29 protein-coding genes and 3 tRNA genes are annotated in these 26,458 nt (G+C 68.9%); 20 read left to right on the top strand and 12 right to left on the bottom strand.

What is annotated here, in order from left to right; translation table 11 throughout:
• Window positions 1-3: 3 nt before the first annotated feature.
• Genes OCU_RS46390 through OCU_RS46380 form a run of 3 tightly spaced genes read right to left on the bottom strand, consistent with a single transcriptional unit; the run spans window position 4 to window position 2,325 of the window.
• Entirely contained in the window at window positions 4-699 is a 696-nt protein-coding gene (locus OCU_RS46390; protein ID WP_014381151.1) for a crotonase/enoyl-CoA hydratase family protein, read from the bottom strand.
• Between the two features lie 21 nt (window positions 700-720).
• Complete coding sequence (locus OCU_RS46385; RefSeq protein ID WP_036459709.1) at window positions 721-1,554, bottom strand: hypothetical protein; 834 nt, start codon at window positions 1,552-1,554, stop codon at window positions 721-723.
• A 57-nt stretch (window positions 1,555-1,611) separates the two neighbouring features.
• A complete protein-coding gene (locus OCU_RS46380; RefSeq protein WP_008260952.1) occupies window positions 1,612-2,325 on the bottom strand; it encodes an MBL fold metallo-hydrolase in 714 nt (237 codons plus the stop codon).
• Window positions 2,326-2,459: 134 nt separating this feature from the next.
• Here OCU_RS46380 and OCU_RS46375 point away from each other — a divergent pair, with 134 nt between their 5' ends.
• The 12 genes from OCU_RS46375 to rplA all read left to right on the top strand — a co-directional run bounded on the left by OCU_RS46375 (window position 2,460) and on the right by rplA (window position 7,622).
• Window positions 2,460-2,666 carry a type II toxin-antitoxin system VapB family antitoxin gene (locus OCU_RS46375; RefSeq protein ID WP_009957392.1) on the top strand — a complete coding sequence of 69 codons (207 nt, stop codon included), beginning with the start codon at window positions 2,460-2,462 and terminating at the stop codon, window positions 2,664-2,666.
• Between the two features lie 119 nt (window positions 2,667-2,785).
• Window positions 2,786-2,858 (top strand) — tRNA-Thr (locus tag OCU_RS46370).
• Window positions 2,859-2,910: 52 nt separating this feature from the next.
• Window positions 2,911-2,984 (top strand) — tRNA-Met (locus tag OCU_RS46365).
• Between the two features lie 45 nt (window positions 2,985-3,029).
• A complete protein-coding gene (gene rpmG, locus OCU_RS46360; protein WP_003898538.1) occupies window positions 3,030-3,197 on the top strand; it encodes a 50S ribosomal protein L33 in 168 nt (55 codons plus the stop codon).
• A 75-nt stretch (window positions 3,198-3,272) separates the two neighbouring features.
• Window positions 3,273-3,725 carry a (3R)-hydroxyacyl-ACP dehydratase subunit HadA gene (gene hadA, locus OCU_RS46355; protein ID WP_014383315.1) on the top strand — a complete coding sequence of 151 codons (453 nt, stop codon included), beginning with the start codon at window positions 3,273-3,275 and terminating at the stop codon, window positions 3,723-3,725.
• Window positions 3,712-4,140 (top strand): (3R)-hydroxyacyl-ACP dehydratase subunit HadB, encoded by a 429-nt coding sequence (gene hadB, locus OCU_RS46350; protein ID WP_009957386.1) that lies wholly within the window; start codon window positions 3,712-3,714, stop codon window positions 4,138-4,140. Before hadA ends, hadB begins: the two co-directional genes overlap by 14 nt.
• 3 nt (window positions 4,141-4,143) lie before the next feature.
• Window positions 4,144-4,644: a (3R)-hydroxyacyl-ACP dehydratase subunit HadC gene (gene hadC, locus OCU_RS46345; protein ID WP_009957384.1), complete on the top strand. Its 501-nt coding sequence runs from the start codon at window positions 4,144-4,146 to the stop codon at window positions 4,642-4,644.
• 144 nt (window positions 4,645-4,788) lie between these two features.
• Window positions 4,789-4,861 (top strand) — tRNA-Trp (locus OCU_RS46340).
• Between the two features lie 115 nt (window positions 4,862-4,976).
• On the top strand, window positions 4,977-5,432 hold the full coding sequence (gene secE / locus OCU_RS46335; RefSeq protein WP_014381148.1) for a preprotein translocase subunit SecE: 456 nt from the start codon (window positions 4,977-4,979) through the stop codon (window positions 5,430-5,432).
• Between the two features lie 43 nt (window positions 5,433-5,475).
• A complete protein-coding gene (gene nusG / locus OCU_RS46330; protein ID WP_009957382.1) occupies window positions 5,476-6,279 on the top strand; it encodes a transcription termination/antitermination protein NusG in 804 nt (267 codons plus the stop codon).
• A 48-nt stretch (window positions 6,280-6,327) separates the two neighbouring features.
• Window positions 6,328-6,756, top strand: a complete 429-nt coding sequence (rplK, locus tag OCU_RS46325) for a 50S ribosomal protein L11 (RefSeq protein WP_007767860.1) — start codon at window positions 6,328-6,330, stop codon at window positions 6,754-6,756.
• A 158-nt stretch (window positions 6,757-6,914) separates the two neighbouring features.
• Entirely contained in the window at window positions 6,915-7,622 is a 708-nt protein-coding gene (gene rplA, locus OCU_RS46320; protein WP_008260906.1) for a 50S ribosomal protein L1, read from the top strand.
• 77 nt (window positions 7,623-7,699) lie between these two features.
• On the opposite strand, the gene OCU_RS46315 is transcribed toward rplA, so the two are convergent.
• The 8 genes from OCU_RS46315 to OCU_RS46280 all read right to left on the bottom strand — a co-directional run bounded on the left by OCU_RS46315 (window position 7,700) and on the right by OCU_RS46280 (window position 15,147).
• The gene (locus tag OCU_RS46315; protein ID WP_009957381.1) at window positions 7,700-8,917 is read right to left on the bottom strand and encodes an RNA polymerase sigma factor; all 1,218 of its coding nucleotides are present in this window, start codon (window positions 8,915-8,917) and stop codon (window positions 7,700-7,702) included.
• A 4-nt stretch (window positions 8,918-8,921) separates the two neighbouring features.
• The gene (locus OCU_RS46310; protein ID WP_008260902.1) at window positions 8,922-9,620 is read right to left on the bottom strand and encodes a YciI family protein; all 699 of its coding nucleotides are present in this window, start codon (window positions 9,618-9,620) and stop codon (window positions 8,922-8,924) included.
• A 94-nt stretch (window positions 9,621-9,714) separates the two neighbouring features.
• Entirely contained in the window at window positions 9,715-10,611 is an 897-nt protein-coding gene (gene mmaA4, locus OCU_RS46305) for a hydroxymycolate synthase MmaA4 (RefSeq protein WP_008260901.1), read from the bottom strand.
• A 162-nt stretch (window positions 10,612-10,773) separates the two neighbouring features.
• Entirely contained in the window at window positions 10,774-11,634 is an 861-nt protein-coding gene (locus OCU_RS46300; protein ID WP_008260900.1) for a cyclopropane mycolic acid synthase family methyltransferase, read from the bottom strand.
• Between the two features lie 88 nt (window positions 11,635-11,722).
• Complete coding sequence (locus OCU_RS46295) at window positions 11,723-12,571, bottom strand: alpha/beta fold hydrolase (RefSeq protein ID WP_263646913.1); 849 nt, start codon at window positions 12,569-12,571, stop codon at window positions 11,723-11,725.
• A 59-nt stretch (window positions 12,572-12,630) separates the two neighbouring features.
• Window positions 12,631-13,977 carry an ABC1 kinase family protein gene (locus tag OCU_RS46290; RefSeq protein WP_020823622.1) on the bottom strand — a complete coding sequence of 449 codons (1,347 nt, stop codon included), beginning with the start codon at window positions 13,975-13,977 and terminating at the stop codon, window positions 12,631-12,633.
• A 40-nt stretch (window positions 13,978-14,017) separates the two neighbouring features.
• Window positions 14,018-14,602: a DinB family protein gene (locus OCU_RS46285; RefSeq protein WP_014381146.1), complete on the bottom strand. Its 585-nt coding sequence runs from the start codon at window positions 14,600-14,602 to the stop codon at window positions 14,018-14,020.
• A 23-nt stretch (window positions 14,603-14,625) separates the two neighbouring features.
• Entirely contained in the window at window positions 14,626-15,147 is a 522-nt protein-coding gene (locus tag OCU_RS46280; protein WP_008260895.1) for a DinB family protein, read from the bottom strand.
• Window positions 15,148-15,230: 83 nt separating this feature from the next.
• Here OCU_RS46280 and OCU_RS46275 point away from each other — a divergent pair, with 83 nt between their 5' ends.
• The 6 genes from OCU_RS46275 to rplL all read left to right on the top strand — a co-directional run bounded on the left by OCU_RS46275 (window position 15,231) and on the right by rplL (window position 22,770).
• Complete coding sequence (locus OCU_RS46275; RefSeq protein ID WP_014381145.1) at window positions 15,231-19,412, top strand: glycoside hydrolase family 38 N-terminal domain-containing protein; 4,182 nt, start codon at window positions 15,231-15,233, stop codon at window positions 19,410-19,412.
• Complete coding sequence (locus OCU_RS46270; protein ID WP_008260892.1) at window positions 19,409-20,026, top strand: DUF7158 domain-containing protein; 618 nt, start codon at window positions 19,409-19,411, stop codon at window positions 20,024-20,026. The genes OCU_RS46275 and OCU_RS46270 overlap by 4 nt, the downstream gene beginning before the upstream one ends.
• Window positions 20,027-20,030: 4 nt before the next feature.
• Window positions 20,031-20,951, top strand: a complete 921-nt coding sequence (locus OCU_RS46265) for an ROK family protein (RefSeq protein ID WP_014381144.1) — start codon at window positions 20,031-20,033, stop codon at window positions 20,949-20,951.
• A gap of 39 nt (window positions 20,952-20,990) precedes the next feature.
• Window positions 20,991-21,443, top strand: a complete 453-nt coding sequence (locus tag OCU_RS46260; protein WP_008260890.1) for an anthrone oxygenase family protein — start codon at window positions 20,991-20,993, stop codon at window positions 21,441-21,443.
• A gap of 257 nt (window positions 21,444-21,700) precedes the next feature.
• Window positions 21,701-22,333, top strand: coding sequence for a 50S ribosomal protein L10 (gene rplJ / locus OCU_RS46255; RefSeq protein WP_014381143.1), 633 nt, complete (start codon window positions 21,701-21,703; stop codon window positions 22,331-22,333).
• 44 nt (window positions 22,334-22,377) lie between these two features.
• Entirely contained in the window at window positions 22,378-22,770 is a 393-nt protein-coding gene (rplL, locus tag OCU_RS46250; RefSeq protein WP_008260886.1) for a 50S ribosomal protein L7/L12, read from the top strand.
• Window positions 22,771-22,819: 49 nt separating this feature from the next.
• Here the strand turns inward: rplL and OCU_RS46245 are convergent, their stop codons facing one another.
• Entirely contained in the window at window positions 22,820-23,509 is a 690-nt protein-coding gene (locus OCU_RS46245; RefSeq protein WP_036459705.1) for a TetR/AcrR family transcriptional regulator, read from the bottom strand.
• Between the two features lie 71 nt (window positions 23,510-23,580).
• On the opposite strand from OCU_RS46245, the gene OCU_RS46240 reads away from it, so the two are divergent.
• Both OCU_RS46240 and OCU_RS46235 read left to right on the top strand, forming a co-directional pair.
• The gene (locus OCU_RS46240) at window positions 23,581-25,083 is read left to right on the top strand and encodes a carotenoid oxygenase family protein (RefSeq protein ID WP_014381141.1); all 1,503 of its coding nucleotides are present in this window, start codon (window positions 23,581-23,583) and stop codon (window positions 25,081-25,083) included.
• Between the two features lie 171 nt (window positions 25,084-25,254).
• Window positions 25,255-26,265: an ABC transporter ATP-binding protein gene (locus OCU_RS46235; protein ID WP_008260873.1), complete on the top strand. Its 1,011-nt coding sequence runs from the start codon at window positions 25,255-25,257 to the stop codon at window positions 26,263-26,265.
• Window positions 26,266-26,458 lie beyond the last annotated feature (193 nt).

The following is a 26,458-nucleotide window of genomic DNA, read 5'->3' as shown; positions in this document are numbered from 1 at the left end:
GGGCTAGAGCCCGAATTCGGCCTCGATCCCGTCGATGCCGGCGCGGATGGCGGCCAGGGCGTCGGCCCTGGCGCGCAGCTTGGTGGCGGCATGCGCGCGCTGATTGAGGCCGGCGAATTCGGCGGCGGCTTCCTCGGCGCGGTCCAGCACCATCTCGGGCAGCACGATCTCGTCGATAAAGCCTGCGGCAAGGGCGGTTTCGCCGAAGAACGTCTTGGCCAGCCCCGCGGCCTGCTGGTACCCCGACGGCGTCAGTCGCAGCTTCATGATCTCCAGCGCGGCATACGGGATGACCATGCCGATCGCGACCTCGTTGGCCTGGATGTTGTAGGCGTGGGCCGCCACCCGGTGATCGCCCGACGACAACAGGAACGCCCCCATCGCGATCGCATGGCCGGTGCACGCCATCACCACCGGCTTCGGAAACGACAGGAGCCGGTAGGCCAGCTCGAACCCGCCGCGCAGCATGTCGATCGCGGGCTGCACCTCGCCGGAGGTGAGGATCTTCAGGTCGAAGCCGCCGCTGAACACCCGCTCGTTGCCGGTGATCACCAGCGCCCCGGCGTTGTCCCGCTCGGCCTGGTCGATCGCGTCGCCCAGAGCCCGCTGCATCGTCGGGCCCAGCGCGTTGACCTTGCCGTCGTCCATCCTGATGACGGCGAGGGAGTCCTTGGTGCTGTAGTGGACCGGGGCGGTCATGGGTGCTCCTGCTCCTTCCCGTCAGGCGGACTGGTTGTGGTGTTTGCCCAGATCGTCTTCGGCGTTACTCCAGCGCAGGCTCACATCGGTGGGTTCGTCGAGTTGGCGGGTGCGCCAACGGTCTTGGGTCTCCCGAACCGCGGCGTTGATCCGCTCGATCTCGCTGCGGAAAACCTCGGGCCGGGTCTCCTTGCTGGCGTAGTGGAAATAGGTCAGCAGGCCGCGCAGCAGCTCCAACTTTTCCTTTTCCCGCTTCGCCAGGTCGTGGGTGGTCATCAACTCGATGCGCTGCACGGGTGGCAGGGCGTCCCAGTCCAGGACGACGTCGGTGCGCAGGGGAGAACGCTCGCGCTGCCAGAATCGCCATCCGCGCGGCTGGTCGGGGCGGTCGTAATAGCTGACGGTCCCGGTGAAACGCGACTCGATGCCGCTGCCGATCTCGGCGCGGTCGAGGGCGGAGTCCCACACCAGGCGCCATTCCTGGCCGGGCGCCAGCACCGGCAGCTCCCGGGGCAGGCGCAGTTCGACGACATCGGCGTAGCCGTCGGTGGCGCTTTCGTATTCGGCCACGGTCGGCGGATTGTCGAACGAGAACTGAATGTCATAGGCCGCGGTCTGGCCGAAGTTGCGGACCACGAGTTCGATCACGTGCCAGTCGGCGGAATGCGGCTCCATGAACACCCCGACGTGCGGGCGGGTCTGCTCGGCGGCGGCGCGGCGGTTGCGGGTGATCTGGCTGTTGGTGAAGACCAGTGTGACGACGGCGAGGGCGATCGCCGCCCACGCTGCCCACGCTATCCAGGTGCTGGACCCGACGTGCGTGACCCCATGCCAGCTGTCCTGGATCCAACCCATGGAATCCACCCTCCGCTTATATCACAGGGCCGGACGCCGAAGGGGCCCATCGAGCGATCACCCACCCATCAGCATTCGCCATTGGTCAAGGTCCGCGGCCCGATACACATAGTTGGACCGCTTGACGTCCGACAGCGAGGCACTGGGCTGCGCCGAATACCAATGCCCCGGAAACACCGTCGGGTCGCCGGGCAGGGTCGCGAGCCGCTGCAGGCTGCGGTACATCTCGTCGGAGTCGCCGCCGGGGAAGTCGGTGCGCCCGCAGCCCTCCAGGAACAACGTGTCACCGGCGACGAGGCGGCCGTCGAGCAGAAAACACTGGCTGCCCGGGGTGTGACCGGGCGTGTGCAGCAACTCGATCTCGATGTCGCCGATGCTGACCTTGTCGTGGTTCTCGTGCGCGGTCAGGTCGCCGACCCCGATCCCGGTGACTCGCGAAACCCACAGCGCCTCATGGGTATTGACGTGCACCGGCACCGGCGCCCGTTCCAGCAGTTCGGCCAGGCCGGCCAGCGAGAAGCCCATCATCGATCCGCCGACGTGGTCGGGGTGGTGGTGCGTCACCAGCACCCCGGACAGGTGCATGCCGTCGGCCTCGAGGGTGTCGAGGAGATCACCGGCGGCATACGCCGGGTCGACGACCACGCAGTCCCCGGTTTGCCGGTCGCCGATCAGGTACGCGAAGTTGCGCATCTGCGTCGCGAACATGTCGCCGGCGGCGAAGTCGCGGCCGGCGAGCAGTTGACGGAAGTAGAGCCGGTCATCTGACACGTGACCAGACTAGGACCCGGATCGCGGCGGCCCGGCGGGTAGTCCGCCACCGCTTGGTTCGCGCCGCCCGGCGGCGGCGCGACACCCCTTCGGAGCACCGGGTTGGGCCCGTTGCCAGTGGGTATTGTTGGCGCATGAGGAAGAAGGTCGAAATCGAGGTCGACCTCGATTTGGTCGACGAGGCGATCCAGCGCTTCCGTGTCGCCGACGCGCGTGAGGCCGTCAATCTCGCGTTGCGCACCCTGCTTCGTGAGGGAGCTTCCGACGAAGAGGAAGACGAGTACGACGAATTCAGCGACCTCAACGCGTGGCGGCCTCGCCGTTCCCGCGAGACCGGGTGAGCCGGGCATTTCGGGTGACCACCGCGGGCCGCTGTCCATCGGTACTCGTGGTTTGGTGCCGCTGCGAGCCGGGTTGTACCCTCTTTTAGGCCCGCGCGACTGATCGCTTCGGGTGAACGGCCCCCTTAGCTCAGTCGGTAGAGCGTTTCCATGGTAAGGAAAAGGTCAACGGTTCGATTCCGTTAGGGGGCTCGGCGGACGCCGAGCAGGCGTGGCGGCCCCGACCCAAAACGGGGTGGCCAGAGGCGATGTAGCTCAGTCGGTTAGAGCGAACGACTCATAATCGTTAGGTCGCCGGTTCGAGTCCGGCCATCGCTACAACAGAACAGCACAGATCTTTTCAAGAATCGAGAGAGAACCGTCATGGCGTCCAGTACCGACGTACGGCCGAAGATCACCTTGGCATGCGAGGTGTGCAAGCACCGCAACTACATCACCAAGAAAAACCGCCGGAACGACCCGGACCGACTGGAGCTGAAGAAGTTCTGCCCCAACTGCGGTAAGCACCAGGCGCATCGCGAGACACGCTAGCGGCGCCCCGCCAGCGTTTACTCCGATTGACTAGGTAGTTTAAGAACCGTGCCGTTAACCGAGAGCATCGTCGGGATGCACTACCGCTACCCCGATCATTACGAGGTAGAGCGGGAGAAGATCCGCGAGTACGCGGTCGCCGTCAAACACGACGACCCGGCGTATTTCGAGGAGAAGGCGGCCGCCGACCTCGGCTACTCGGGGCTGCCGGCCCCCCTGACCTTCGTCTGCGTGTTCGGCTACACGGCGCAGACGGCCTTCTTCAAGCACGCCAACGTCGCCGTCCAGGACGCCCAGATCGTGCAGGTCGACCAGGTGCTGAAGTTCTTCGCGCCGCTGGTCGCCGGGGACAAGCTCTACTGCGACGTCTACGTGGACTCGGTGCGGGTGTCGCACGGCACCCAGATCATCGTCACCAAGAACGTCATCACCAACGAGGCGGGTGACGTCGTGCAAGAGACCTATACGACCCTGGCGGGCCGTGCCGGCGAGGATGGAGAAGAGGGATTTTCTGATGCCACTGCGTGAGTTCAGCTCCGTGAAGGTGGGTGACCAGCTTCCGGAGAAGACCTACCCGTTGACCCGACAGGATCTGGTGAATTACGCGGGCGTCTCCGGCGACTTGAACCCGATCCACTGGGACGACGAGATGGCCAAGGTCGTCGGCCTGGAGACCGCGATCGCGCACGGCATGCTGACCATGGGCATCGGCGGCGGCTACGTCACCGCGTGGATCGGTGACCCCGGCGCGGTGACCGAGTACAACGTGCGGTTCACCGCCGTGGTGCCGGTGCCCAACGACGGCAAGGGCGCCGAGCTGGTCTTCAACGGCCGCGTCAAGTCCGCCGATCCCGAAACCAAGTCCGTGACCATCGCGCTCACCGCCACCACCGGCGGCAAGAAGATCTTCGGTAGGGCCATCGCGTCCGCGACCCTGGCATAGCGCATGGCGCTCAAGACAGACATCAGGGGGATGATCTGGCGCTACCCGGACTACTTCGTCGTCGGCCGTGAACAACTGCGCCAGTTCGCGCTGTCCATCAAGAACCGCCACCCGGCCCACTTCGAGGAGGACGCCGCCGCCGAACTCGGCCACGACGCGATCATCGCGCCGCTGACCTTCGGGACCATCTTCGCCAAACTGGTCCAGCTGGATTTCTTCCGGCACGTCGACATCGGCATGGAGACGCTGGTGATCGTCCAGGTCGACCAGCGGTTCGTGTTCTCCAAGCCGATCAAGGCCGGCGACAAGCTGTGGGCCCGGATGGACATCGTTTCGGTGGACGAGCGTTTCGGCGCCGACATCGTCGTCACCAAGAACATCTGCACCGACGAGAACGACGAGGTGGTCCTAGAGGCCTACACCACGCTGATGGGCCAGTACGCCGACAACTCCGCGAACCTGCGTTGGGACTCGGAGTCCGGCCAGGTCGTCAGAACGGCGTAATTAGTATCTGACTCCCGCGTCGATGTACACTCGGACCTCGGGGTTTTCCCAGCATCAGCGCGCTTTCCGTGAGTCGAGCAATCGGAAGGCGCGCGTGTCATGTAAGCCCCGGTAGGTAAGCGCAGGTTGGCCTGCCAACCGCGAAGGGGCGTAGCTCAACTGGCAGAGCAGCGGTCTCCAAAACCGCAGGTTGCAGGTTCAAGTCCTGTCGCCCCTGCTGAAGACGGACGGAGCCGGACCATGGGCATGAGCATGTGCCATGGTGGACACTGGAAGGTGCGCCGCCACCGATGGGACGGCTCTCGGGGTACTAGCAAACAAAGGAGCGTGCGGTGAGCGACGAAGGCGACGTTGCCAACGACGCCGCAAGCGACGGCACTGACACGACGGAGGGCCGCGCGAGCGGTGTCCGGACGGCGGTGGTGACGCGGCCACAACGCCCGACCGGTAAGCGGTCCCGCCAGAAGGCGGCCGACGCCGGCGAGGATGCCGACGCCGCGTCGCCGGACGAAATCGAAGCCTCCGGCAAGGACAAGGCCAAGAAGGGCGCCAAAGCCAAGAAGGCCGCCAAGCCGAAGAAATCCGCGGACAGCCGGGCCAACCCGTTCCTGTTCGTCTACAACTACCTCAAGCAGGTCGTTGCGGAGATGCGGAAGGTCATTTGGCCCAACCGCAAGCAGATGCTCACGTACACCTCCGTCGTGCTGGCCTTCCTGGCCTTCATGGTGGCGCTGGTCGGCCTGGCGGATTTCGGCCTGACCAAGCTGGTGCTGTTGGTGTTCGGCTGAGCGAGCGACGCCGCTGTGAAAAGTGACAGAGAGGACTGACACCGTGACTAGCTTCGACGGTGACCCGTCCGCGGGTGACGCGGTCGACCTGAAAGAGACCACGGAAGCTGCCGAGGTTTCTGACGACACGGCGACCTCCGAGGTTTCCGAGGCGACCACGGACGAGGCGACCACGGACGAGGCCGCCGACGCTGCCGGGGCGCCCGACGAGCCGGCCGAAGAGGTCGACCCGGCCGTCGCGCTCAAGGCGGAACTGCGCAGCAAGCCCGGCGACTGGTACGTCATCCACTCCTACGCGGGATACGAGAACAAGGTCAAAGCCAACCTCGAAACGCGGGTGCAGAACCTCGACGTCGGCGACTACATCTTCCAGGTCGAGGTGCCCACCGAAGAGGTCACCGAGATCAAGAACGGCCAGCGCAAGCAGGTCAATCGCAAGGTGCTGCCCGGCTACATCCTGGTGCGCATGGACCTGACGGACGACTCGTGGGCCGCGGTGCGCAACACCCCCGGCGTCACCGGGTTCGTCGGGGCGACCTCGCGCCCGTCGGCCCTGACGCTCGACGACGTGGTGAAGTTCCTGCTGCCGCGCGGCGCGACGAAGAAGGCCGCCAAGGGGGCGGCTACAACCGCCACCGCCGCCGAGGCCGGGGGGCTGGAACGCCCGGCCATCGAGGTCGACTACGAGGTCGGCGAATCGGTCACGGTCATGGACGGCCCGTTCGCGACGCTGCCGGCCACGATCAGCGAGGTCAACGGCGAGCAGCAGAAACTCAAGGTGCTGGTGTCGATCTTCGGCCGCGAAACCCCGGTCGAATTGACCTTCAGCCAAGTCTCCAAGCTCTAAACCGGCGGCTCCGCCGGGCACAAACCAGGAAGGAACGAACAACATCTCATGGCCCCGAAGAAGAAAGTCGTCGGGCTGATCAAGCTTCAGATCCAGGCGGGGCAGGCCAACCCGGCGCCGCCGGTCGGGCCCGCGCTCGGTCAGCACGGCGTCAACATCATGGAGTTCTGCAAGGCGTACAACGCCGCCACGGAGAACCAGCGCGGCCAGGTCATCCCGGTCGAGATCACGGTCTACGAGGACCGCAGCTTCACCTTCGCGCTCAAGACCCCGCCCGCCGCCAAGCTGCTGCTCAAGGCCGCCGGCGTCGGCAAGGGTTCGGCCGAGCCGCACAAGACCAAGGTCGCCAAGGTCAGCTGGGATCAGGTCAAGGAGATCGCCGAGACCAAGAAGGCCGACCTGAACGCCAACGACATCGACGCGGCCGCCAAGATCATCGCCGGCACCGCCCGGTCGATGGGTATCACCGTCGAGTAGTCCGAGCATGACGAAGCGGGGCGAGGAACGAGGCCCAGCGTAGGTATGGGAAGGACGAATCGACGCAAAGACACCGTCGAGTAATACCCCGCACCACCACCGTGGGAGGGCTGGCTTCGGCCCGATAACCACGACCCAACACCAGATTGGATGAATCAATGAGCAAGAACAGCAAGGCATACCGCGCCGCCGCCGAGAAGGTGGACCGCAACAGCCTGTACTCCCCGCTGGAGGCGGCCAAGCTCGCCAAGGAAACGTCGTCGAGCAAGCAGGACGCGACCGTCGAGGTGGCGATCCGGCTCGGCGTCGACCCGCGCAAGGCCGACCAGATGGTCCGCGGCACGGTGAACCTGCCGCACGGCACCGGCAAGACCGCCCGGGTGGCGGTGTTCGCGGTCGGCGACAAGGCCGAGCAGGCGCAGGCCGCCGGCGCGGACATCGTCGGCAGCGACGACCTGATCGAGAAGATCCAGGGCGGCTGGCTGGAGTTCGACGCCGCGATCGCGACCCCGGACCAGATGGCCAAGGTCGGCCGCATCGCGCGGGTGCTCGGTCCGCGCGGCCTGATGCCGAACCCGAAGACCGGCACCGTCACCCCCGACGTCGCCAAGGCCGTGGCCGACATCAAGGGCGGCAAGATCAACTTCCGCATCGACAAGCAGGCCAACCTGCACTTCGTCATCGGCAAGGCCTCCTTCGACGAGAAGTCGCTGGCCGAGAACTACGGCGCCGCGCTCGACGAGGTGCTGCGGCTCAAGCCGTCCGCGTCGAAGGGCCGCTACCTGAAGAAGATCACCGTGTCGACGACGACGGGGCCGGGCATTCCGGTCGACCCGTCGGTCACCCGCAACTTCTCCGAGGCCTGATCTCTCTCCTGGTCGAACGTCGACTTGTGGCGCGATCACCCAAGTAATCGGCGCCACAAGTCGACGTTCGGCGGGAATTACCCCCCGCACTCGGCGATGCGGCGCCGCAGGAACGCGCGTCCCGGCTCAGACCCGTTGGACTCCAACGCCGCTCGGTACCACGTCAGCGCATCGGCCGGCCGGCCCGCGCGGCGCAGCAGGTCGGCGCGCACGGTCGCGACCAGGTTCGAGCGGGCGAGCCGCGGATCGCCAGCCACATCGTCCAGGGCGGCCAGCCCGGCGTCGGGCCCGTCGCGAAAGCCGATCGCCAGCGCGCGATTGGCGGCCACCACCGGGGACCCGGTGAGCTGCCACAGCCGGTCATAGGCCGAGCAGATGGCGACCCAGTCCGTGCGTTCCCAGGACGGGGCCGTGGCGTGCAGCGCGGCGATCACCGCCTGGGGCAGGTAGGCGCCCGTCGAGCCTCGGGCGTGACGCAACCGCTCGAGCCCGCGGGCGATGCGCGCGCGGTCCCACCGGCGGCGGTCCTGGTCCTCGAGCGGCACCAGCATCCCGGACTCGTCCACCCGGGTCGCGCGTCGCGAATCGTGCAGCAGCATCAGGGCGGACAGCGCGTGCGCCTCCGGCTCGGCGGGCAGCAGCGCGCACAGCTCGCCGCCCAGCCGGATCCCCTCGTCGCACAGGTCGTCGCGGATGGCCGACGGGCCCGCCGTCGACCAGTAGCCCTCGGTGAACACCGAATAGACGCAACCCAGCACGTGCGGGGTGCGCTCGGGCAGCAGCTCGGCGGGCGGGACGCGCAGCGGGATGTTGGCGTGCCGAACCTTGTTCTTGGCGCGCGTGATTCGCTGGCCGATCGCCGCCTCGGTCTGCAGGAGCGCGCGGGCGATTTCGCCGACGGTCAGGCCCGAGACCAGCCGCAGCGTCAGCGCCAATTGCGATTGCCGGTCCAGCGCCGGGTGCGCGCAGGTGAACATCATCCGCAACTCGTCGTCGCGAACCGGGTGCGGGTCGGTGTGCTCGGTGCGCGCCCTGATGTCGTCCAACACGGCCGCCAATTCCTTTCCGGGGCGCACCGATTCGCGGCGCAGGCGATCACGGGCCCGATTACGGCCGACGGTCACCAGCCACCCGCCCGGGTTGGCGGGCAGCCCGTCGCGCGGCCAGGTGCGCAGCGCCTCGGCGCAGGCCTCCTGGACGGCGTCCTCGGCGACGGTGAGGTCACCCGACCACCGCGCGAGCGCGGCCACGGCCGGGCCCCACTTCCGGCGGAAGACGCCGTCCAGGTCGGCCATCTCGCTACAGGCCGGAGACGCCCGCCAACTGGCGCAGCTGCACGGACGAGGCGGGGATCATCGAGGCGATCTTGACCGCCTCGTCACGATCGGCGGCGCTCAACAGGTAGATGCCGGTGGCGATTTCGGCGCCCTCCACGTACGGCCCGTCGGTGATGAGGACCTCGCCGTCGCGCACCCGCACGGTCGTCGCCGTGGACCGGTCGTGCAGCGCGGCGCCGCCGATCACGTGATCGCCGGCGGCGGCGTGCAGCTCGACGTGCTTGGCCGCCACCGCCTCCCACTCCGGCGTGCCCGGTGTGTGCGCGGATTCGGCGGGCTCGAGCAGCAGCGCGAGCCAGTCGTTGCCGGTGAGCGCACGGGACGGCTCGACGGCGTGGACCACCGGCCACAGCTCCACCGCCCCGAACTCGGCCACCGGGACGTCGCGCGCCAGCGCCAGCGCCTCGTCGAGGTTTTCGGCCTCGAACACGTAATAGCCGCAAGCCACTTCGGCGGATTCCGCGAAGGGACCGTCGGTGACCGTCGGCGCGTCCGGGCCGCCGGAAATGGCCACGGCGGACGCGGCGGGCGCCAGGGCGTCACCGGCCTTGATCGCCGGCCCGGCCTTGGCGTGAAAGTTCTCCCAGGCGGCCATCGCGGCGGCGGCATCGTCGGGCGCACGGTCCTGTTCCTTGCTGATCAACAAGGCGAAGTACTGCATGGTCGTCACCTCCGGTAGTGAGCGAAGCCGTCTGCTCCACTCTCTACCTACTCGACGAACCGCGCAGCGCCAATCCGACAGGCGCCGCAGAAATTCAGGCGGCCGCGCCCGGCTTGAGGTAGGTCACCAGGCTGACGTCGAGCATCTCCTCGGTGAAGTAGTGCTCGCAGCCGCGCAGGTACTTGATGTAGCGGTTGTAGACCTCTTCGGAGGTGACCTCGATGGCCTTGTCCCGGTTCGACTCGAGCGTGTCACCCCAGATGTGCAGGGTCTTGATGTAGTGCGGCCGCAACGAAAGCGGTTCGGGCACAACAAAACCGGCCTTCTCGCCGTGGTCGACCATCATCTGGGTGGAGGGCAGCCGGCCGCCGGGGAAGATCTCGGTCACGATGAACTTGATGAACCGCGCCGTCTCGAAGCTCAGCTTCTTGCCGCGCGCGGCCAGATCGTACGGGTGGTAGCTGACGCTGCTCTGGACGGTCATGCGGCCGTCGTCGGGCATGATGTCGTAGGTCCGCTTGAAGAAGTCGTCGTAGTTCTCGTGGCCGAAGTGCTCGAAGGCCTCGATCGACACGATGCGGTCGACGGGCTCGGAGAAGTCCTCCCAGTTCTGCAGGCGCACCTCCCGCGAGCGGTTGCTGTCGATGGAGCCGAGCAACGCTTCGGCGCGGGCGTGCTGGTTCTTGGACAGCGTCAGGCCGATGACGTTGACGTCGAACCGCTCGACGGCGCGCTTCATGGTGGTGCCCCACCCGCAGCCGATGTCGAGCAGGGTCATGCCGGGCTTGAGGTCCAGCTTGTCGAGGTTGAGGTCGATCTTCGCGTACTGGGCCTCTTCCAGGGTCATGTCGTCGCGCTCGAAGTAGGCGCAACTGTAGATCCGTGACGGGTCCTGGAACAGGCCGAAGAAATCGTCGGAGACGTCGTAATGCGCCTGGATGTCTTCCGAGCGCGTCCGCGTCTTCGTCGGGCCAGTCGGTTGCTCAGCCATTTTCGTCCTGTTCTCCTCGATGACGTTCGCTGCCTCTAGTCGCGCGCATCGAGGGGTCCGGTGTGAGCAGCAACGATACCCAACGTCGAGGCGTCGTTTCCGAAGGGTGCGAGTGCGCGTCGCGGGCCCGACCGCGCAGCCAAACTCTACTTTCCGCCGACGCTACTTGGTGAGCGTGTACTGGGCCACGTTCGAGATGCCTTTGCGGAAAAGGTTCGCGCAGCCCGTCAGGTAGCGCATGAAGCGGTCGTAGACCTCTTCGGACTGGATGGCGATCGCGCGGTCGCGGTTGGCCTCCAGGTTGGCCGCCCAGGTGTCCAGCGTCCGGGCGTAGTGCGACTGCAGGTATTGCGTCTGCTCGAGGCCGAAACCGCTGGCTCGCGAAAGGTCGACGATGTCGGCTTCGCCGCACATCTGCCCGCCGGGAAAGATCTCCTTGCCGAGGAAGTGCAGGAAGCGCAGGTCCGACATCGTGATCTTGATGCCGACTTCCTTCCAGTGCGATTGCGGGTAGGTGAAGATGCTGTGCATCAGCATCCGGCTGTCGTTGGGGAGGGTTTCATATGCCCAGTCCCAGAACGCGGGCCAGCGTTCCTTTTTGAACGCGTCGAAGGCCTCGAAGCTGATAATCCGGTCGACGTGCTCGTCGAATTCTTCCCACCCCTGCAGCCGGGCCTCGGCGCGCCGCGTCGTCGGGATCGCGGCCAGCCGCGCCTTGGTGCGCGTGTAATGGTTGCGGCTGAGCGTGATGCCGATGACATTGACGTCGTATTTCTCCAGCGCCCGGACCACGGCCCCGCCCCAGCCGCACCCGACGTCGAGCACCGTCATGCCCGGCTCGAGGTTCAGCTTGTCCAGCCCCAGGTCCAGCTTGGCCAGCTGCGCCTGTTCCAAGGTCATGTCGTCGTCTTTGAAATACGCGCAGGTGTAGACCATGTTTGGGTCGAGGAACAACGCGAAGAAGTCGTCCGAAATGTCGTAGGTAGCCTGCGACTCTTCGTAATACGGCTCCAGCTTCACCATTGCGACACCCACCCTCCTTCGACAACCGTACAACCCTGCGGCATGGACTGAAAATGCGGGGAAATGTTTCTGCGGAATGCCTTTTGGCTCAACACGCCCTGGCGAAATTGTTAGTCAGCACGCCGATCACCTGATCCCACAACTGCTGTGGCAGATCATGACCCATCCCGTCGAATAACACCAATCGGGCGCCGTCGATGGCCCGGGCCACCGCGCGGCCACCGAAGGGCCGCATCAGCTTGTCCGCCCGGCCGTGGATCACCACGGTCGGAGCGACGGTGCCGTGGTTGTAGCGCCGCAGGCTGCCGCTGCCCAGCACCGCGGCGAAGTGCCGCGCCACGCCCTGCGGGTAGTAATTGCGGTCGTACCCCTCGGCGGCCTCGGCGCGGGCCTGCTCGTCGGGCACCCGGTAGCGCGGGCTGCCGATGATCTTGCCGACCCGCACGGCGTTGTCGACGATCACCTCGCGCGGCGAGTTCGGCGGCGGCCCCTTCAACAGGGCCAGCAGCGCGCGCGGTGCCGGCGGCGGCAACAGAGCCGCGTTGTTGCTGGAGAAGATGATCGCCAGGGATTGGGTCCGCTCGCGGAATCGCGCGGCGAAGATCTGGGCGATCATGCCGCCCATCGACGCCCCGACGATGTGGGCGCGTTCGATGCCCAGATGATCGAGCACGGCCGCCGCGTCGTCAGCCATGTCCTCGAGCTTGTACACCGCCCGGCTGGGCAGACCGAGCCAGGACCGGACCAACCGCGTCGCCAGCGGCTGTCCCGAGCTGCCGTACTGGGTCTTGCTGGACAGGCCGACGTCTCGATTGTCGTACCGGATGACGCGCAGCCCTTGGTCGATCAGCTTTTGGCAGAACGCGGTTCGCCACAGCAGCAGCTGGGCCCCCAGCCCCATGATCAGCAGGACGGGCGGGTCGTCGACGTCGCCCATGTCCTCGTAGTACAGCTTCAGGTCGCCTGATATGGCGTATCCCGTGCGGACCTGCACGCCTATACCTCGACGTCCGAGGAGTGCTCGCGGCTGACTTCGACCATGAAGTTCGCGAAATACCCCGTCAGTTGCGGATCCGACATCATCTGCCACTTCGGCGCCAGCAGCTTCATGTACCGCTCGACGTAGAGGAACTGCTTGCCGATCAGCACCAGCTCGCGGGGCAGCTTGACGTCGTAGGCGTCGGCCAGCGCCGACAGCTGCCGGCCGATGTCGGCGTAGGACATGTCGCCCAGCGTCTGCATGGTCAGCGGGGTGGCGAACTTTTCCAGATCCTTGGCGGCCTGGGCCTCGGGCTTCATGGTGCCGACGGCCCCCATCAGCACCACGATCTTGCCCGCCGCGGCATGGTCCTTCTTGACCAGCAGCGCGTACACCAATTCGCGCAGCAGCCACCGGGTGCGGGGATCGATGCGGCCCATGATCCCGAAGTCGAAGAACACGATCCGGCCCTGATCGTCGACGTAAAGGTTGCCCGCGTGCAGGTCGCCGTGGAACAGCCCGTGCCGCAGCCCACCTTCGAACAGCGAGAACAGCAGCGCCTTCACCAGCTCGACGCCGTCGAACCCGGCCTTGCGGATGGCGGCGACGTCGTCGATGCGGATGCCGGACACCCGCTCCATGGTCAGCACCCGGTCGCTGGTGAAGTCCCAGTACACCTGCGGCACCCGGATGTTGCGGCCCAGCGGGGAGGCGTGCAGGTGCGAGACCCACGCCTCCATCGACTGCGCCTCCAGCCGGAAATTGAGCTCCTCGGCCAGGTTGTCGGAGAAGTCGGCCACGACGTCCTGCGCGGACAGCCGGCGGCCGAGCTTGGCCACCTCGACGGCCTGGGCGAAGCGCTTGAGGATCTGCAGGTCGGCGGCGACCCGGCGGCGAATGCCCGGCCGCTGGATCTTGACGACGACCTGCTCGCCGCTGTGCAGGGTCGCGTAGTGCACCTGGGCGATCGACGCCGACGCGAACGGCTCCTCGTCCCAGCTGGCGAACAGCTCGGACGGGTCGGCGCCGAGCTCCTCGATGAATAGCTTGTGCACCTCGCCGGGGTCGGCGGGCGGCACCCGGTCCAGCAGGCCGCGGAACTCCCGGGACAGCGATTCGCCGAACGCCCCCGGGCTCGACGCGATGATCTGCCCGAACTTGACGTACGTCGGTCCCAGGTCGGCGAAGGTCTGGGGGAGCTGCCTGATCACTTTCTGCTGCCACGGACCCCTGCCGGGCAGCTTGGTGACGATGCGAGCGGCGGAGCGGGTGACCTGCCAACCGGTCACCGCTACCCGGGCCGCTTCGACCGGCAACGGCACCCGGTCGAGCTTGGCCACCTCTCGATGCTTGGTAGAACTCATTCCAGCAGTCTGCCAAACCCGTGCTGGCAAGTCCCAATCTCTACTGGTGCCGGTGCCCGCCTCGCCACGGCTGCACCCACCCCTCGATCGCCCAGCCTTCGTGCCCGGCGATCAGCTCGTACATGGTCGCGCCGTCGATCGTCTCCCGGACGATGTCGGCGTGACCGGCGTGCCGCGCCAGCTCGTTGATCACGTGCAGGATCACCCAGCGCACCGACCACGCCCGCTGGTCCTTGGGGAACCAGGGGATGTCGCGCGGCACGGGCACCGCGGCGTCGAGGTCCGCGGTCTCGACCAGCCGCAGCGACGTCGCGTTCTGCGCCTCGAACGCCCGCAGCAGCCCGTCCAGCGTCTCGTCGGGACCCATCACATGCTGGTCGGCGAACTCCTTGCTGATCTGCTCGAACGGACGGGTGTCCTTCGGCGGCGCGTCGGGCGCGGCGGCGACGCGGGTCATCCAGCTGTGCTGCATCCCCGTGGCGTGCTTGACCAGCCCGCCGATCGACAGCGCGCTGGCCGACGGCGTGGAGCGGGCCTGTTCGTCGGTGAGGCCGTAGCTGACGGCGAAGTACGCGCTTTGGTGGAACGCCAGGAATTCGCGCAGGGCGCTGCGTTCATCGGACACCGGTGGTGCGAGGGCGGGCATTGTCAATCCATCCTGTTGTGAACGTAAAGGTCGCGCAGGCAAGCGATTTCGGCGCCATGGTGGATCGCTTCCCGATTGATGTGCAAGACCAGCGCGCTCAGCGGGTAGTCGGCGTACGGCCCTTCGGCCGCGCCGCAGCGGCGGGTCAGGTCGGCGGCGGACAGCGACCGTACACCGTTGATCCACACCGCGTACGTCTCGTCCAGTTGCCGCAGGGCGGTGGCGGCGGTGGTGGCGTAGTTCCAACTCTGGTAATCGGCGGACGGTCCACCGAAATGGTGATGGGCACGCATCGCGAACACCCCGACAATCACGTGCGCCATGCGCCACGCGATCGTGGTGAACGGTGCCGGGCTGGGCGCCGGGAACGCGAAGTCGATCGACCCGTCCGGGTGCACCGTCCAGCAGTGGGGCACCGGCTGCCAGAAGTACTCGTCGTCGGTCAGGCCGCCCAGGCGAGGGCGCAATTGGTTGCGCCAGTGCCAGTCGAGTTGGTCGGCCAGTTGGGCGCTCAGATCTGCCATGGCACCGAGCTTTCCACCAATGGGACGGGTTCGCGGTCAGGCGACGGGTTTCTCGGTTGGCCGCGCCGCCGTAAAGTGCGGGGATGCAGCTGGTTTCGGCGGAGTCGACGGAGCTTTTCGTCGGGCCGCCGGAAGCCCCGCTGCAGCTGGCGCGCGTCACCGTCGCCGGGGTGGGCGAGCCGAGGCGGGTCCGCATCGACGGGGACGGCCTGACCGGGGAGGCGGTCGCCGATATCGGCGACGAGCTCGTCGAGGTCCCCGTCACCGTGGACCGTCCGGTGGTCGGCGAGCGACGGTCCGCGCGGGTGCGCGCCGGGCGCGCGGACATGCCGTTCGAGTTCACGGTCGCCGAGCCCGGCTGGACCATGTTCATGGTCAGTCACTTCCACTACGACCCGGTGTGGTGGAACACCCAGGGCGCCTACACCAGCGAATGGACCGAGGATCCGCCGGGGCGGGCCCGGCAGACCAACGGCTTCGAGCTCGTGCACGCCCACCTGGAGATGGCCCGCCGCGAGCCCGAGTACAAGTTCGTGCTCGCCGAGGTGGACTACCTCAAGCCGTACTGGGACACCCGCCCCGAGGACCGCGCCGACCTGCGCCGGTTCATCGCGCAGGGCCGCGTCGAGGTGCTGGGCGGCACCTACAACGAACCGAACACCAATCTCACCAGCCCGGAAACGACCATCCGAAACCTGGTGCACGGCATGGGTTTTCAGCGCCACGTCCTGGGTGCCGACCCGGCGACCGCGTGGCAGCTGGACGTGTTCGGCCACGACCCGCAGTTCCCGGGCCTGGCCGCCGACGCCGGCCTGACGTCGAGTTCGTGGGCCCGGGGACCGCACCACCAGTGGGGCCCGATGCACAGCGACGGCGGACTGGGCGGCATGCAGTTCTGCAGCGAGTTCGAGTGGATCTCGCCGTCGGGCCGCGGCCTGCTCACCCACTACATGCCCGCGCATTACTCGGCGGGGTGGTGGATGGACTCCGCGACCACGCTGCGCGAGGCCTCCGACGCCACGTACGAGCTGTTCGATCAGCTCAAAACGGTGGCGCTGACCCGCAACGTGCTGCTGCCCGTCGGCACCGACTACACGCCGCCCAACACATGGGTCACCGCGATCCATCGCGACTGGGCCGCCCGCTACACCTGGCCGCGATTCGTATGCGCGCTGCCGCGCGAGTTCTTCGCGGCGGTGCGCGCCGAGCTGGCGCAGCGCGGGTGTGAGCCGTCGCCGCAGACCCGGGACATGAACCCGATCTACACCGGCAAGGACGTGTCCTACATCGACACCAAACAAGCCAACCGGGCCGCGGAGAACGCCGTGCTGGCGGCCGAGCGGTTCGCGGTGTTCGCGGCCCTGGCGACCGGCGCCGACTACCCGCATGCGGCCCTGGCCAAGGCGTGGGTGCAGCTGGCCTACGGCGCGCACCACGACGCGATCACCGGGTCGGAATCCGACCAGGTCTACCTCGACCTGTTGACCGGCTGGCGCGACGCGTGGGAGCTGGGCCGCGCGGCCCGGGACGCCTCGCTGGCGCTGCTGTCCGGGGCGATCGAGGGCGACGTCGTCGTGTGGAATCCCCTGGCGCACCCACGCACCGACCTCGTCACCGCGCGCATCGATCCGCCGCTGCCCGCGGGCGTGCAGGTGCTGGACGCCGACGGCGCCGAACTGCCCGCGCTGGTGCAGCACGACGGGAGCTCGGTCACCTGGCTGGCCCGCGATGTCGGGTCGCTGGGCTGGCGGGCCTACCGGCTGGCACCCGCCGACCAAGCGGCCGGCTGGGCGGCGGTGCCGGGATCGGTGATCGCCAACGAGCACTACCGGCTCGAGGTCGACGCGGCCCGCGGCGGGGCCGTCGCCTCGCTGATCGACTTGTCTGCCCAGGGGGGCCGCGAGCTGATCGCCGAGGGCCGGGTGGGCAACGAGCTCGCCGTCTACGAGGAATACCCGTCGCACCCCACGCAGGGCGAGGGACCGTGGCACCTGCTGCCCAAGGGGCCGGTGGTGTGCTCGTCGGAATCGCCGGCGCGGGTGCGGGCCTTCCGCGGACCCCTCGGTGAGCGGGTGGTGGTCCGCGGCCGGATAGGCACGCTGCTGCGCTACACCCAGACCCTGACGCTGTGGCGGGGCGTCGCGCGGGTGGACTGCCGCACCACCATCGACGACTTCACCGGCGCCGATCAGCTGGTGCGGCTGCGCTGGCCGTGCCCGGTGCCGGGCGCCATGCCGGTCAGCGAAGTCGGCGACGCCGTCGTCGGCCGCGGTTTCGCGCTGCTGCACGACGGGCCGCGCGCGGTGGACACCGCCCGGCACCTGTGGGCCCTGGACAACCCGGCGTACGGCTGGTTCGGCCTGTCCTCGGCCGCCCGGGTCCGGGTGTCGGGGGCCGGGGTGCGGGCGATCTCGGTCGCCGAGGTGGTGTCTCCGGCGGAGGCGGTGTCCGGGCCGCTGGCGCGCGAGCTGATGGTGGCGCTGGTCCGCGCCGGAGTCACGGCCACCTGCACCGCCGCGGACAAGCCCCGCTACGGCCACCTGGAGGTGGATTCCAACCTGCCCGACGTGCGGATCGCGCTGGGCGGGCCGGACCGCAACGCCTTCACCGAGGCGGTGCTGGCCCACGCCGATCCGGTGTACGCCGGGGAACTCGACCGCCAGCTGGCGGCGACCGGCCGGGCCCGGGTGTGGGTGCCGGCCGAGACGCCGCTGGCCGCGGTGTGGGTGCCCGGCGCCGACCTGCGTGGACTGCGGGCGCTGCCGGTGCTGGTCGTCGACGGCCGCGCCGACGAGGACCTGCGCGCGGAGATCGCCGCGCTGGCCGACGATCTCGGTGACGCCGAGATCGTCGTCGCGCAGCGGCCCGCGTCGGGAACGGAGGCGTTCGAGGACCGCACCGTCGCCCTGCTCAACCGCGGGGTGCCCAGCTTCGCCGTCGACACCGAGGGCACCCTGCACACCGCGCTGATGCGCTCGTGCACCGGCTGGCCGTCGGGCATCTGGATCGATGACCCCCGCCGCACCGCGCCGGACGGCTCCAACTTCCAGCTGCAGCACTGGACCCACGATTTCGACTACGCGTTGGTCAGCGGCGACGGCGACTGGCGGCGCGCCGACATTCCCACCCGCAGCGCGCAGTTCGCGCAGCCGCTGCTCGCCGTCGCCGGCGGCCGGCGGCCCGGTGCGCTGCCGCCGGCCGGTGCGCTGCTGCGCGTCGAGCCCGCCGACTCGGTCCACCTGGCGGCCCTCAAGGCGGCCGGCGATCCGCTGACCGCGGGCCGCGCCGCGCCGGTCGACCCGCACTCGGTCGCCCTGCGGTTGGTGGAGACGACCGGGGCGGGCGCGCGGGTGACGCTTAGCTCGGACGTCGCGGCGATCAGCGACCTGCGGGCCGCCGACCTCCTGGAGGCCCCCGAGGGGCGGCTGGATTCGGTCGACCTGCACGGCTACCAGGTGGCGACCGTGCTGGCCCGGTTCGACCTGCCCGCGACGCTCTCGGACGCCGCCGCCCTGGCGCCGAACGCCGAGGCCGCCCAGCCGCTCTACGCCCGCTATTGGCTGCACAATCGCGGGCCCGCGCCGCTCGGCGGCCTGCCCGCGGTCGCCCACCTGCACCCGTCGCAGATCAGCGCGCAGCCCGGCCGCGACGTGACGGTGCGTCTGACCGCGGCCAGCGACTGCAGCGACGCCACGCTGCGCGGCGGGGTCGTCCTCGCGTGCCCGGACGGCTGGTCGGCCACGCCCGCCGAGCTGCCCTTCACCCTGTGCAGCGGCGGCCACCTGGAGGCCGACGTGGTGGTGTCGATCCCGCCGACGGCAGAACCGGGCCTCTACCCCGTCCGGGCACGGCTGCGCCTCACCGGCGAACACATCCCCGCCCCCTGGCGGCAAGCGGTCGAGGACGTGTGCGTGGTCGCGGTGGGCGGCGCGGCGGTCGACCCGGGCGGCCTGGTCTACCTCGCCGACGGGCCGCGCGAGGTCACGCTGCGACCCGGCGAAGCGGGTGAGGTGACCGTCACCGTCGGCACCCACGCCCGGGCCGATTTGGCGCTCGAGGCGCATCTGATCAGCCCCTGGGGCACGTGGGAATGGATGGGACCCGCCGCCCTCGGCGCGGTCCTGCCCGCCGGCGGCACCGTCGGCCTCGGCTTCCGGGTGACCCCGCCGGCCTGGCTGGGACCCGGGCAATGGTGGGCGCTGGTGCGCATCGGCTGCGCCGGGCGGCTGGTCTACTCGCCCGCGGTCCGGGTGACGGTGACATGAGCGGCCACCCTGTCGCGACCGTCGCCGGCATCCCCGTGTCGTGCGCGGAGGTCGACGCGGCCGAAACGCGGCTGCGCGCGGGGCGGGGAGCGGGCGCACTGCCGGCCGCGGGCACCAGCGAGGGCCGCCAACTGCGACGCTGGCTGACCCAGCTCATCGTGACCCGGCGGGTGGTCGCCGCCGAGGCGGACGCGCGCGGGCTGGACCCGCGCGAAGCCCCGACCGAGACGGAGCTGCTGCCCGACGTGACCGCACGGCTGGAGATCGGCAGCATCGCCGCGGCCGTACTGGCCGACCCGCGCGCCCGGGCGCTGTTCGCCGACGTCACCGCCGACGTGCACGTCACCGACGACGAGGTGGCCGCCTATCACGCCCGCAACCCGCTGCGCTTCGCCGCGGCACGACCGGGTGAAAACGGCTGGCGCACAACGGCGTTGGCCGCTCCACCGCTGGCCGAGGTGCGATCGGCGATCGCCGAGCAGCTGCGCGGCGCCGCCCGGCGGCGCGCCTTCCGGCTGTGGCTGCACGCCCGCCGCGCCGAGCTGGTGCGGCTCGCGCCCGGCTACGAGCATCCCGGCGACCCCCGCCAACCCGACAACACCCACCGGCACTGAGACCATGCCAACCCTCTGCCTGGACATCGGCGGCACCAAAATCGCCGCCGCTCTGGTCGATTCGGCCGGCGCGCTGGTGCACAGCGCGATCCGCCCCACCCCGGTCACGACCGCCGCCGGCGACGTGTGGGCCGTCGTCGAGGCGATGATCGCCGACGCGGTGCGCGCGGCCGACGCCCCGATCACCGCCGTCGGCATCGCCTCGGCCGGGCCGATCGACCTGCACACCGGATCGGTCAGCCCGATCAACATCGCGGGCTGGGACCGTTTCCCGCTGCGCGACAGGGTCGCCGCCGCGGTGCCCGGGGTGCCGGTGGTGCTGGGCGGCGACGGCCTGTGTATGGCGTTGGGCGAGCACTGGATCGGGGCGGGCCGCAGCGCGGGGCCGGACGCCCGGTTCCTGCTGGGCATGGTGGTCTCCACCGGGGTGGGCGGCGGTCTGGTGCTCGACGGCGTCCCCTACGCCGGGCGCACCGGCAACGCCGGCCACGTCGGGCACATCGTCGTCGAACTGGACGGGCCGCCGTGCACGTGCGGCGGCCGCGGCTGCGTGGAGACGGTGGCGTCCGGGCCGTGGATGGTGCGCTGGGCGCGCGACAACGGGTGGGCGGCGCCGCCCGGCGCGGGCGCCAGGGACCTGGCCGTCGCGGCGGCGGCCGGAGACCCGGTGGCCCGGCGGGCCTTTCACCGATCGGCCAACGCGCTCGCCGCGATGATCGCCTCGGTCGGCGCGGTCTGCGATCTGGACCTCGTCGTGATCGGGGGAGGGGTGTCCAAATCCGGGCCGCTGCTCTTCGACCCCCTGCGGGCGAAGCTGGCCGACTACGCGGGGCTGGACTTCCTGTCCGGGCTGCGGGTGGTGCCCGGCGAGCTCGGCGGTGCGGCCGGCCTGATCGGCGCGGCCCGCCTCGCGGCCCTGGGCTGACGCGGCGCACGCCGCGCCCGGCTTTCTACGCTGACTGGCATGAACCACAGCATCGACGCGCTCGCGGTCGTGATCACCGGCCTGCTGGTGGGCGTGGAGCTGGCGGTCGCGGTGTTCTTCCACCCGCTCATCGTGCGGCTGCCCGACGACGCCTTCCGTGCGGCCCGCGTCGGCGCCGCCCGATCGCTGGGCACGACGATGCCGTTCTGGTACGCGCTGAGCCTGTTGCTGTTGGTGGCGCTGGCCATCAAGGAGCGGGGCGCGGCGCGCGACTGGCTGTACGGTGCCGCCGGCGCCCTGATGGTGTTGGTCGTGCTGCTGACGGTCACGCTGCTGGTGCCGATCAACAACCGCATCGCCAAGTGGCCGGCCGCCGGTGAGCTCTCGCGTGACCTCGCGGCCCGGTGGGATCGGCTGCACCGGCTGCGGGTGGCCCTGCTGCTGGCGGTGTTCGTCCTGCTGACCCTCGGCGTCACCCGCGCGGTCATCTGAGCCGGCGTCCGGGGTCGCCGTTTTGGCTGACCGCGCAGGCCACGCTATTGTGTTAGCCGTTCCACCGAAGACCGTCGGTCACCGAGCAATCGGTCGAAGGTCCGGGAGTATCCCGGCGGCCCACGCAGGAGGACGAGGCATGACGCCGGCTCGCGCCGGCGTGTTTGTACGCCCCGGCCGTTTCCTGCGCCGGGGCGTTCGTCGTTTTCGGGGGAATCGAGACGACACGTCGCATGACTTCACTTCAGGAGGTAGGCATGGCCAGGGCTGACAAGGCCACCGCCGTTGCGGACATCGCCGAGCAGTTCAAGGAATCGACCGCTGCCCTGGTCACCGAGTACCGCGGCCTGACGGTCGCCAACCTGGCCGAGCTGCGGCGCTCGCTGGGCGCGTCGGCCACGTACTCGGTGGCCAAGAACACGCTGGTCAAGCGTGCTGCGTCGGAAGCCGGGGTCGACGGCCTCGACGAGCTCTTCGCCGGCCCGACGGCCATCGCGTTCATCACCGGGGAGCCGGTCGACGCCGCCAAGGCCATCAAGACCTTCGCCAAGGAGCACAAGGCGCTGGTCATCAAGGGTGGCTACATGGACGGCCGCGCGCTGACGGTCGCCGAAGTCGAGCGCATCGCCGACCTCGAGTCGCGCGAGGTGCTGCTGGCCAAGCTGGCCGGCGCGATGAAGGGCAACCTCGCCAAGGCGGCCGGGCTGTTCAACGCCCCGGCGTCGCAGGTCGCCCGGCTCGCGGCCGCGTTGCAAGAGAAGAAGGCCGCAGAGGGACCGGCGGGGCCAGCAGCTTCCGAGGCCGCTGCCGAGCCCGCCGCGGAAGCCGCCCCGGAACCCGCTTCGGAAGCACCCGCCGAGCCTGCGGAAACCCCGGCCGAAGCCGAATAACAACCACCCCGGAACCTGGGAAAAACAAGGAAGGACCCACACCCATGGCAAAGATGTCTACCGACGACCTGCTCGACGCGTTCAAGGAGATGACGCTCCTGGAGCTCTCCGACTTCGTCAAGAAGTTCGAGGAGACCTTCGAGGTCACCGCGGCCGCCCCGGTCGCCGTCGCCGCGGCCGGCCCGGCCGCCGGTGGCGCGCCCGCCGAGGCCGCCGAGGAGCAGTCGGAATTCGACGTGATCCTCGAGTCCGCCGGCGACAAGAAGATCGGCGTCATCAAGGTGGTCCGCGAGATCGTCTCCGGCCTGGGCCTCAAGGAGGCCAAGGACCTGGTCGACGGCGCGCCCAAGCCGCTGCTGGAGAAGGTCGCCAAGGAGGCCGCCGACGAGGCCAAGACCAAGCTCGAGGCCGCCGGCGCCACCGTCACCGTCAAGTAAGTCACTGCGCGCAGGCCCCCGGGATCGAGGTCCCGGGGGCTTCGCGCGCTCAGCGCGCGCCCATCGCGGTCTGCAGCGACTGCGCCACCTGCTCCGGTGAATCACCAAGGGCCACAAGCAGGTTCGACGTCATCGACCCCAGCACCGGGACGACGGCCGAGCTGTCGTCGCCGTAGTAGCCGGCCAGTTCCAGCATGACGAAGCCGTGGATCAACGCCCAGAACTGGGCCGCGGTCGCCACCACGGACGCGTCGTCGACACCGTCTTTCACGGCGCCCGCGGGTTTGATGCGGCCGGCCACCGCGCACCGGTGCACCCCGCGCACCACGTGAGCGAAGCTCGGGTAGTCGCGCTCGATCTCGGCGACCGTCAGCGTCAGGACGTTGTGGGCGGGCGCGTTGATGCCGTGCGCGCTGGTGCTGCCGAACATCAGCCGATACACGTGCGGGCGCTTGATCGCGTAGCGGCGGTAGGCCGCCCCGATCATGAACAGATCGGCGACCGGGTCGGCGGTGTGCGGCACGGTCAGCGCGGCGTCGAACTGGCGCAGGCCCTCCTCGGCCACCTCGGCGATGAGCCCCCGCATCCCGCCGAAGTGGGTGTAGACCGCCATGGTGGAGGTCCCCGCGGCGCCGGCCACCTTGCGCGTCTGCAGGGCGTCGGGGCCGTGCTCGTCGAGCAGGCCGACCGCCGCGCGCAGCATCTCCTCGCGAACGCTGCGCTGAACGTCTGAAGTCATCGTTGCCATCTTCTCATCGGGGGCGTACGGTGCCAATAACGCTGAAATAACAATGTTATAGGAGCTCAGCCATGGCGACCACGACAACCGCCAAGCCCGGCAACCCCTACCTCGAGGACTTCCTGGCGCCGGTGAGCGCGGAGGTCACCGCCACCGACCTCAAGGTCACCGGACGCATTCCCGAACACCTCGACGGGCGCTACCTGCGCAACGGGCCCAACCCCGTCGCCGAGGTGGACCCCGCCGTCTACCACTGGTTCAGCGGTGACGGCATGGTGCACGGGGTGGCGCTGCAAGGCGGGCAGGCCCGCTGGTATCGCAACCGATGGGTGCGCACCGCCCACGTCTGCACCGCACTCGGCGAGCCGGCGCCCAGCGGGCTGAACCCGCGGGCCGGCATGCTCTCCGTCGGCCCCAACACCAACGTGCTCAGCCACGCCGGCCACACGCTCGCGCTCGTCGAGGGGGGCGGGGCGAACTACCGCCTCACCGACGAGCTGGACACCGAGGGGCCCTGCGACTTCGACGGAACCCTGTTCGGGGGATACACCGCCCATCCGCACGCCGACCCGCGGACCGGCGAATTGCACGCGGTGTCCTACTCGTTCACCCGCGGGCGGACCGTGCAGTACTCGGTCATCGACACCCAGGGCCGGGCGCGGCGCACCGTCGACATCGAGGTGGGCGGGTCGCCGATGATGCACGACTTCTCGCTGACCGACAAGTACGTGGTGATCTACGATCTGCCCGTCACGTTCGACCCCGTTCAGGTGATGCCGGCGAACGTGCCCCGTTGGCTGAGCCTGCCGGCCCGCCTGGTGATGCAGTCGCTCATCGGGCGCGTGCGGCTGCCCAGCCCGATGGCGACGGCGATCAATCGCAACCAGCGGCCGACCAGCCGGATGCCGTACCGGTGGGACGACAACTACCCGGCGCGCATCGGGGTGATGCCCCGAGAGGGCGGAAATCGGGACGTGCGCTGGTTCGACATCGAGCCCTGCTACGTCTACCACCCGCTTAACGCGTACTCCGAGATGCGCGACGGCACAGAGGTTTTGGTGCTCGACGTGGTGCGCTACGCGCGGATGTTCGACCGTGACCTGCGCGGTCCCGGCGACAGCCGGCCGACGCTGGACCGCTGGACCGTCAACCTGGCCACCGGGACGGTGACCAGCGAACGCCGCGACGATCGCCCCCAAGAATTCCCGCGCATCAACGAGACCTTGCTGGGCGGGCCGCACCGGTATGGCTACACCATCGGCACCGAGGGCGGTTACCTGTCCGGCGGGCGATCCGAGATGTCGACCGCCGTGTACAAGCACGACTACGCGACCGGATCCGCCACCGCTGCCGATCTCGATGCGTGCCTTTTGCTCGGCGAGATGTCGTTTGTGCCCAATCCCGCACCGGGCGCCGAGGATGACGGCATCCTCATGGGGTTCGGCTATCACCGCGACCGCGACGAGGGCCAACTGGTCTTGCTGGACGCGCAGACGCTCGAGCACGTCGCCACCGTGCATCTGCCGCAGCGGGTGCCGATGGGATTCCACGGCAACTGGGCGCCGGCTGGCTAACACGTGCGTCAAATAAGTTGCGCCATCGGGGCTTCCGGCTGATCTCGGGACGGCCAATTTTTCCCCGCTGTGTGCCGCAACCCTGATGCCGTGTGGCAGGCGTGCGCTACAGTGACTCATGCCACACAAAAGGGCAGGTGGCAGGCATGAGTGTCGACGGAAGGATTTCCCATGGGCGTCGCAATCGAGGTGAATGGACTCACGAAGTCCTTCGGTTCCTCGAGAATCTGGGAAGACGTGACGCTGGAAATCCCCGCCGGGGAGGTCAGCGTCCTGCTGGGGCCGTCGGGTACCGGCAAATCGGTTTTCCTGAAGTCACTGATCGGTTTGTTGCGCCCCGAGCGCGGCTCGGTCGTCATCGACGGCACCGACATCCTGCAGTGCTCGGCCAAGGAGCTCTACGAGATCCGCACGCTGTTCGGCGTGATGTTCCAGGACGGCGCGCTGTTCGGGTCGATGAACCTCTTCGACAACGCTGCCTTCCCGCTGCGCGAGCACACCAAGAAGAAGGAAGGCGAGATCCGTGACATCGTCATGGAGAAGCTGACCCTGGTCGGCCTCGGCGGCGACGAGAAGAAGTTCCCCGGTGAGATCTCCGGCGGTATGCGCAAGCGCGCCAGCCTGGCCCGCGCCCTGGTGATGGACCCGCAGATCATCCTGTGCGACGAGCCCGACTCCGGTCTGGACCCGGTTCGTACCGCCTACCTGAGCCAGCTGATCCTCGACATCAACGCCCAGATCGACGCCACGGTGCTGATCGTCACGCACAACATCAACATCGCCCGCACGGTGCCGGACAACATGGGCATGCTGTTCCGCCGCAAGCTGGTCATGTTCGGCCCCCGCGAGGTGCTGCTGACCAGTGACGAGCCGGTCGTGCGGCAGTTCCTCAACGGCCGCCGCATCGGGCCGATCGGCATGTCGGAGGAAAAGGACGAGGCGACCATGGCCGAGGAGCAGGCGGCGCTGGACGCCGGACAGCATGCGGGCGGTGTCGAGGAGATCGAGGGCGTGCCGCCGCAGATCGTCGCATCGCCCGGCATGCCGGAACGCAAGGCCGTCGCCCGCCGCCAGGCGCGGGTGCGCGAGATCCTGCACACCCTGCCCAAGACCGCTCAGACCGCCATCCTCGACGACCTCGAAGGCACCCATCGGTACCGCGCACACGAGATCGGCGAATGAGGGGCGCCGGGCCGGCGGGTTCCGTGATAACTCCGCGTAACACTCCCGGCCCGCCCTCTTGACGACGGGCCCTAAACGAGCCAGTCTGTTGGGCAGCATGTACCTGAACAGTCCGAGGGAAGTCGAGATCGCCAGCCAGCGTCGATGTCCCTGGACCCCCAGGGCTGGGAAGTTGAGGAATGCGCCGTCCTGC

This window comes from Mycobacterium intracellulare ATCC 13950 (assembly GCF_000277125.1).
Classification (GTDB): Bacteria; Actinomycetota; Actinomycetes; order Mycobacteriales; family Mycobacteriaceae; genus Mycobacterium; species Mycobacterium intracellulare.
The sequence above is the reverse complement of the archived record's forward strand: the minus strand, read 5'-3'. Positions and strand labels throughout refer to the sequence as shown.

Bases quoted from the DNA above. Each gene is read 5' to 3' on its own strand.
- OCU_RS46390 (WP_014381151.1), bottom strand. From the start codon at position 699: ATGACCGCCCCGGTCCACTACAGCACCAAGGACTCCCTCGCCGTCATC.
- OCU_RS46385 (WP_036459709.1), bottom strand. From the start codon at position 1,554: ATGGGTTGGATCCAGGACAGCTGGCATGGGGTCACGCACGTCGGGTCC.
- OCU_RS46375 (WP_009957392.1), top strand. From the start codon at position 2,460: ATGAGGAAGAAGGTCGAAATCGAGGTCGACCTCGATTTGGTCGACGAG.
- rpmG (WP_003898538.1), top strand. From the start codon at position 3,030: ATGGCGTCCAGTACCGACGTACGGCCGAAGATCACCTTGGCATGCGAG.
- hadA (WP_014383315.1), top strand. From the start codon at position 3,273: ATGCACTACCGCTACCCCGATCATTACGAGGTAGAGCGGGAGAAGATC.
- hadB (WP_009957386.1), top strand. From the start codon at position 3,712: ATGCCACTGCGTGAGTTCAGCTCCGTGAAGGTGGGTGACCAGCTTCCG.
- hadC (WP_009957384.1), top strand. From the start codon at position 4,144: ATGGCGCTCAAGACAGACATCAGGGGGATGATCTGGCGCTACCCGGAC.
- rplK (WP_007767860.1), top strand. From the start codon at position 6,328: ATGGCCCCGAAGAAGAAAGTCGTCGGGCTGATCAAGCTTCAGATCCAG.
- rplA (WP_008260906.1), top strand. From the start codon at position 6,915: ATGAGCAAGAACAGCAAGGCATACCGCGCCGCCGCCGAGAAGGTGGAC.
- OCU_RS46315 (WP_009957381.1), bottom strand. From the start codon at position 8,917: ATGGCCGACCTGGACGGCGTCTTCCGCCGGAAGTGGGGCCCGGCCGTG.
- OCU_RS46310 (WP_008260902.1), bottom strand. From the start codon at position 9,620: ATGCAGTACTTCGCCTTGTTGATCAGCAAGGAACAGGACCGTGCGCCC.
- mmaA4 (WP_008260901.1), bottom strand. From the start codon at position 10,611: ATGGCTGAGCAACCGACTGGCCCGACGAAGACGCGGACGCGCTCGGAA.
- OCU_RS46300 (WP_008260900.1), bottom strand. From the start codon at position 11,634: ATGGTGAAGCTGGAGCCGTATTACGAAGAGTCGCAGGCTACCTACGAC.
- OCU_RS46295 (WP_263646913.1), bottom strand. From the start codon at position 12,571: ATGGGCGACGTCGACGACCCGCCCGTCCTGCTGATCATGGGGCTGGGG.
- OCU_RS46290 (WP_020823622.1), bottom strand. From the start codon at position 13,977: ATGAGTTCTACCAAGCATCGAGAGGTGGCCAAGCTCGACCGGGTGCCG.
- OCU_RS46280 (WP_008260895.1), bottom strand. From the start codon at position 15,147: ATGGCAGATCTGAGCGCCCAACTGGCCGACCAACTCGACTGGCACTGG.
- OCU_RS46275 (WP_014381145.1), top strand. From the start codon at position 15,231: ATGCAGCTGGTTTCGGCGGAGTCGACGGAGCTTTTCGTCGGGCCGCCG.
- OCU_RS46270 (WP_008260892.1), top strand. From the start codon at position 19,409: ATGAGCGGCCACCCTGTCGCGACCGTCGCCGGCATCCCCGTGTCGTGC.
- OCU_RS46265 (WP_014381144.1), top strand. From the start codon at position 20,031: ATGCCAACCCTCTGCCTGGACATCGGCGGCACCAAAATCGCCGCCGCT.
- OCU_RS46260 (WP_008260890.1), top strand. From the start codon at position 20,991: ATGAACCACAGCATCGACGCGCTCGCGGTCGTGATCACCGGCCTGCTG.
- rplJ (WP_014381143.1), top strand. From the start codon at position 21,701: ATGGCCAGGGCTGACAAGGCCACCGCCGTTGCGGACATCGCCGAGCAG.
- rplL (WP_008260886.1), top strand. From the start codon at position 22,378: ATGGCAAAGATGTCTACCGACGACCTGCTCGACGCGTTCAAGGAGATG.
- OCU_RS46245 (WP_036459705.1), bottom strand. From the start codon at position 23,509: ATGACTTCAGACGTTCAGCGCAGCGTTCGCGAGGAGATGCTGCGCGCG.
- OCU_RS46240 (WP_014381141.1), top strand. From the start codon at position 23,581: ATGGCGACCACGACAACCGCCAAGCCCGGCAACCCCTACCTCGAGGAC.
- OCU_RS46235 (WP_008260873.1), top strand. From the start codon at position 25,255: ATGGGCGTCGCAATCGAGGTGAATGGACTCACGAAGTCCTTCGGTTCC.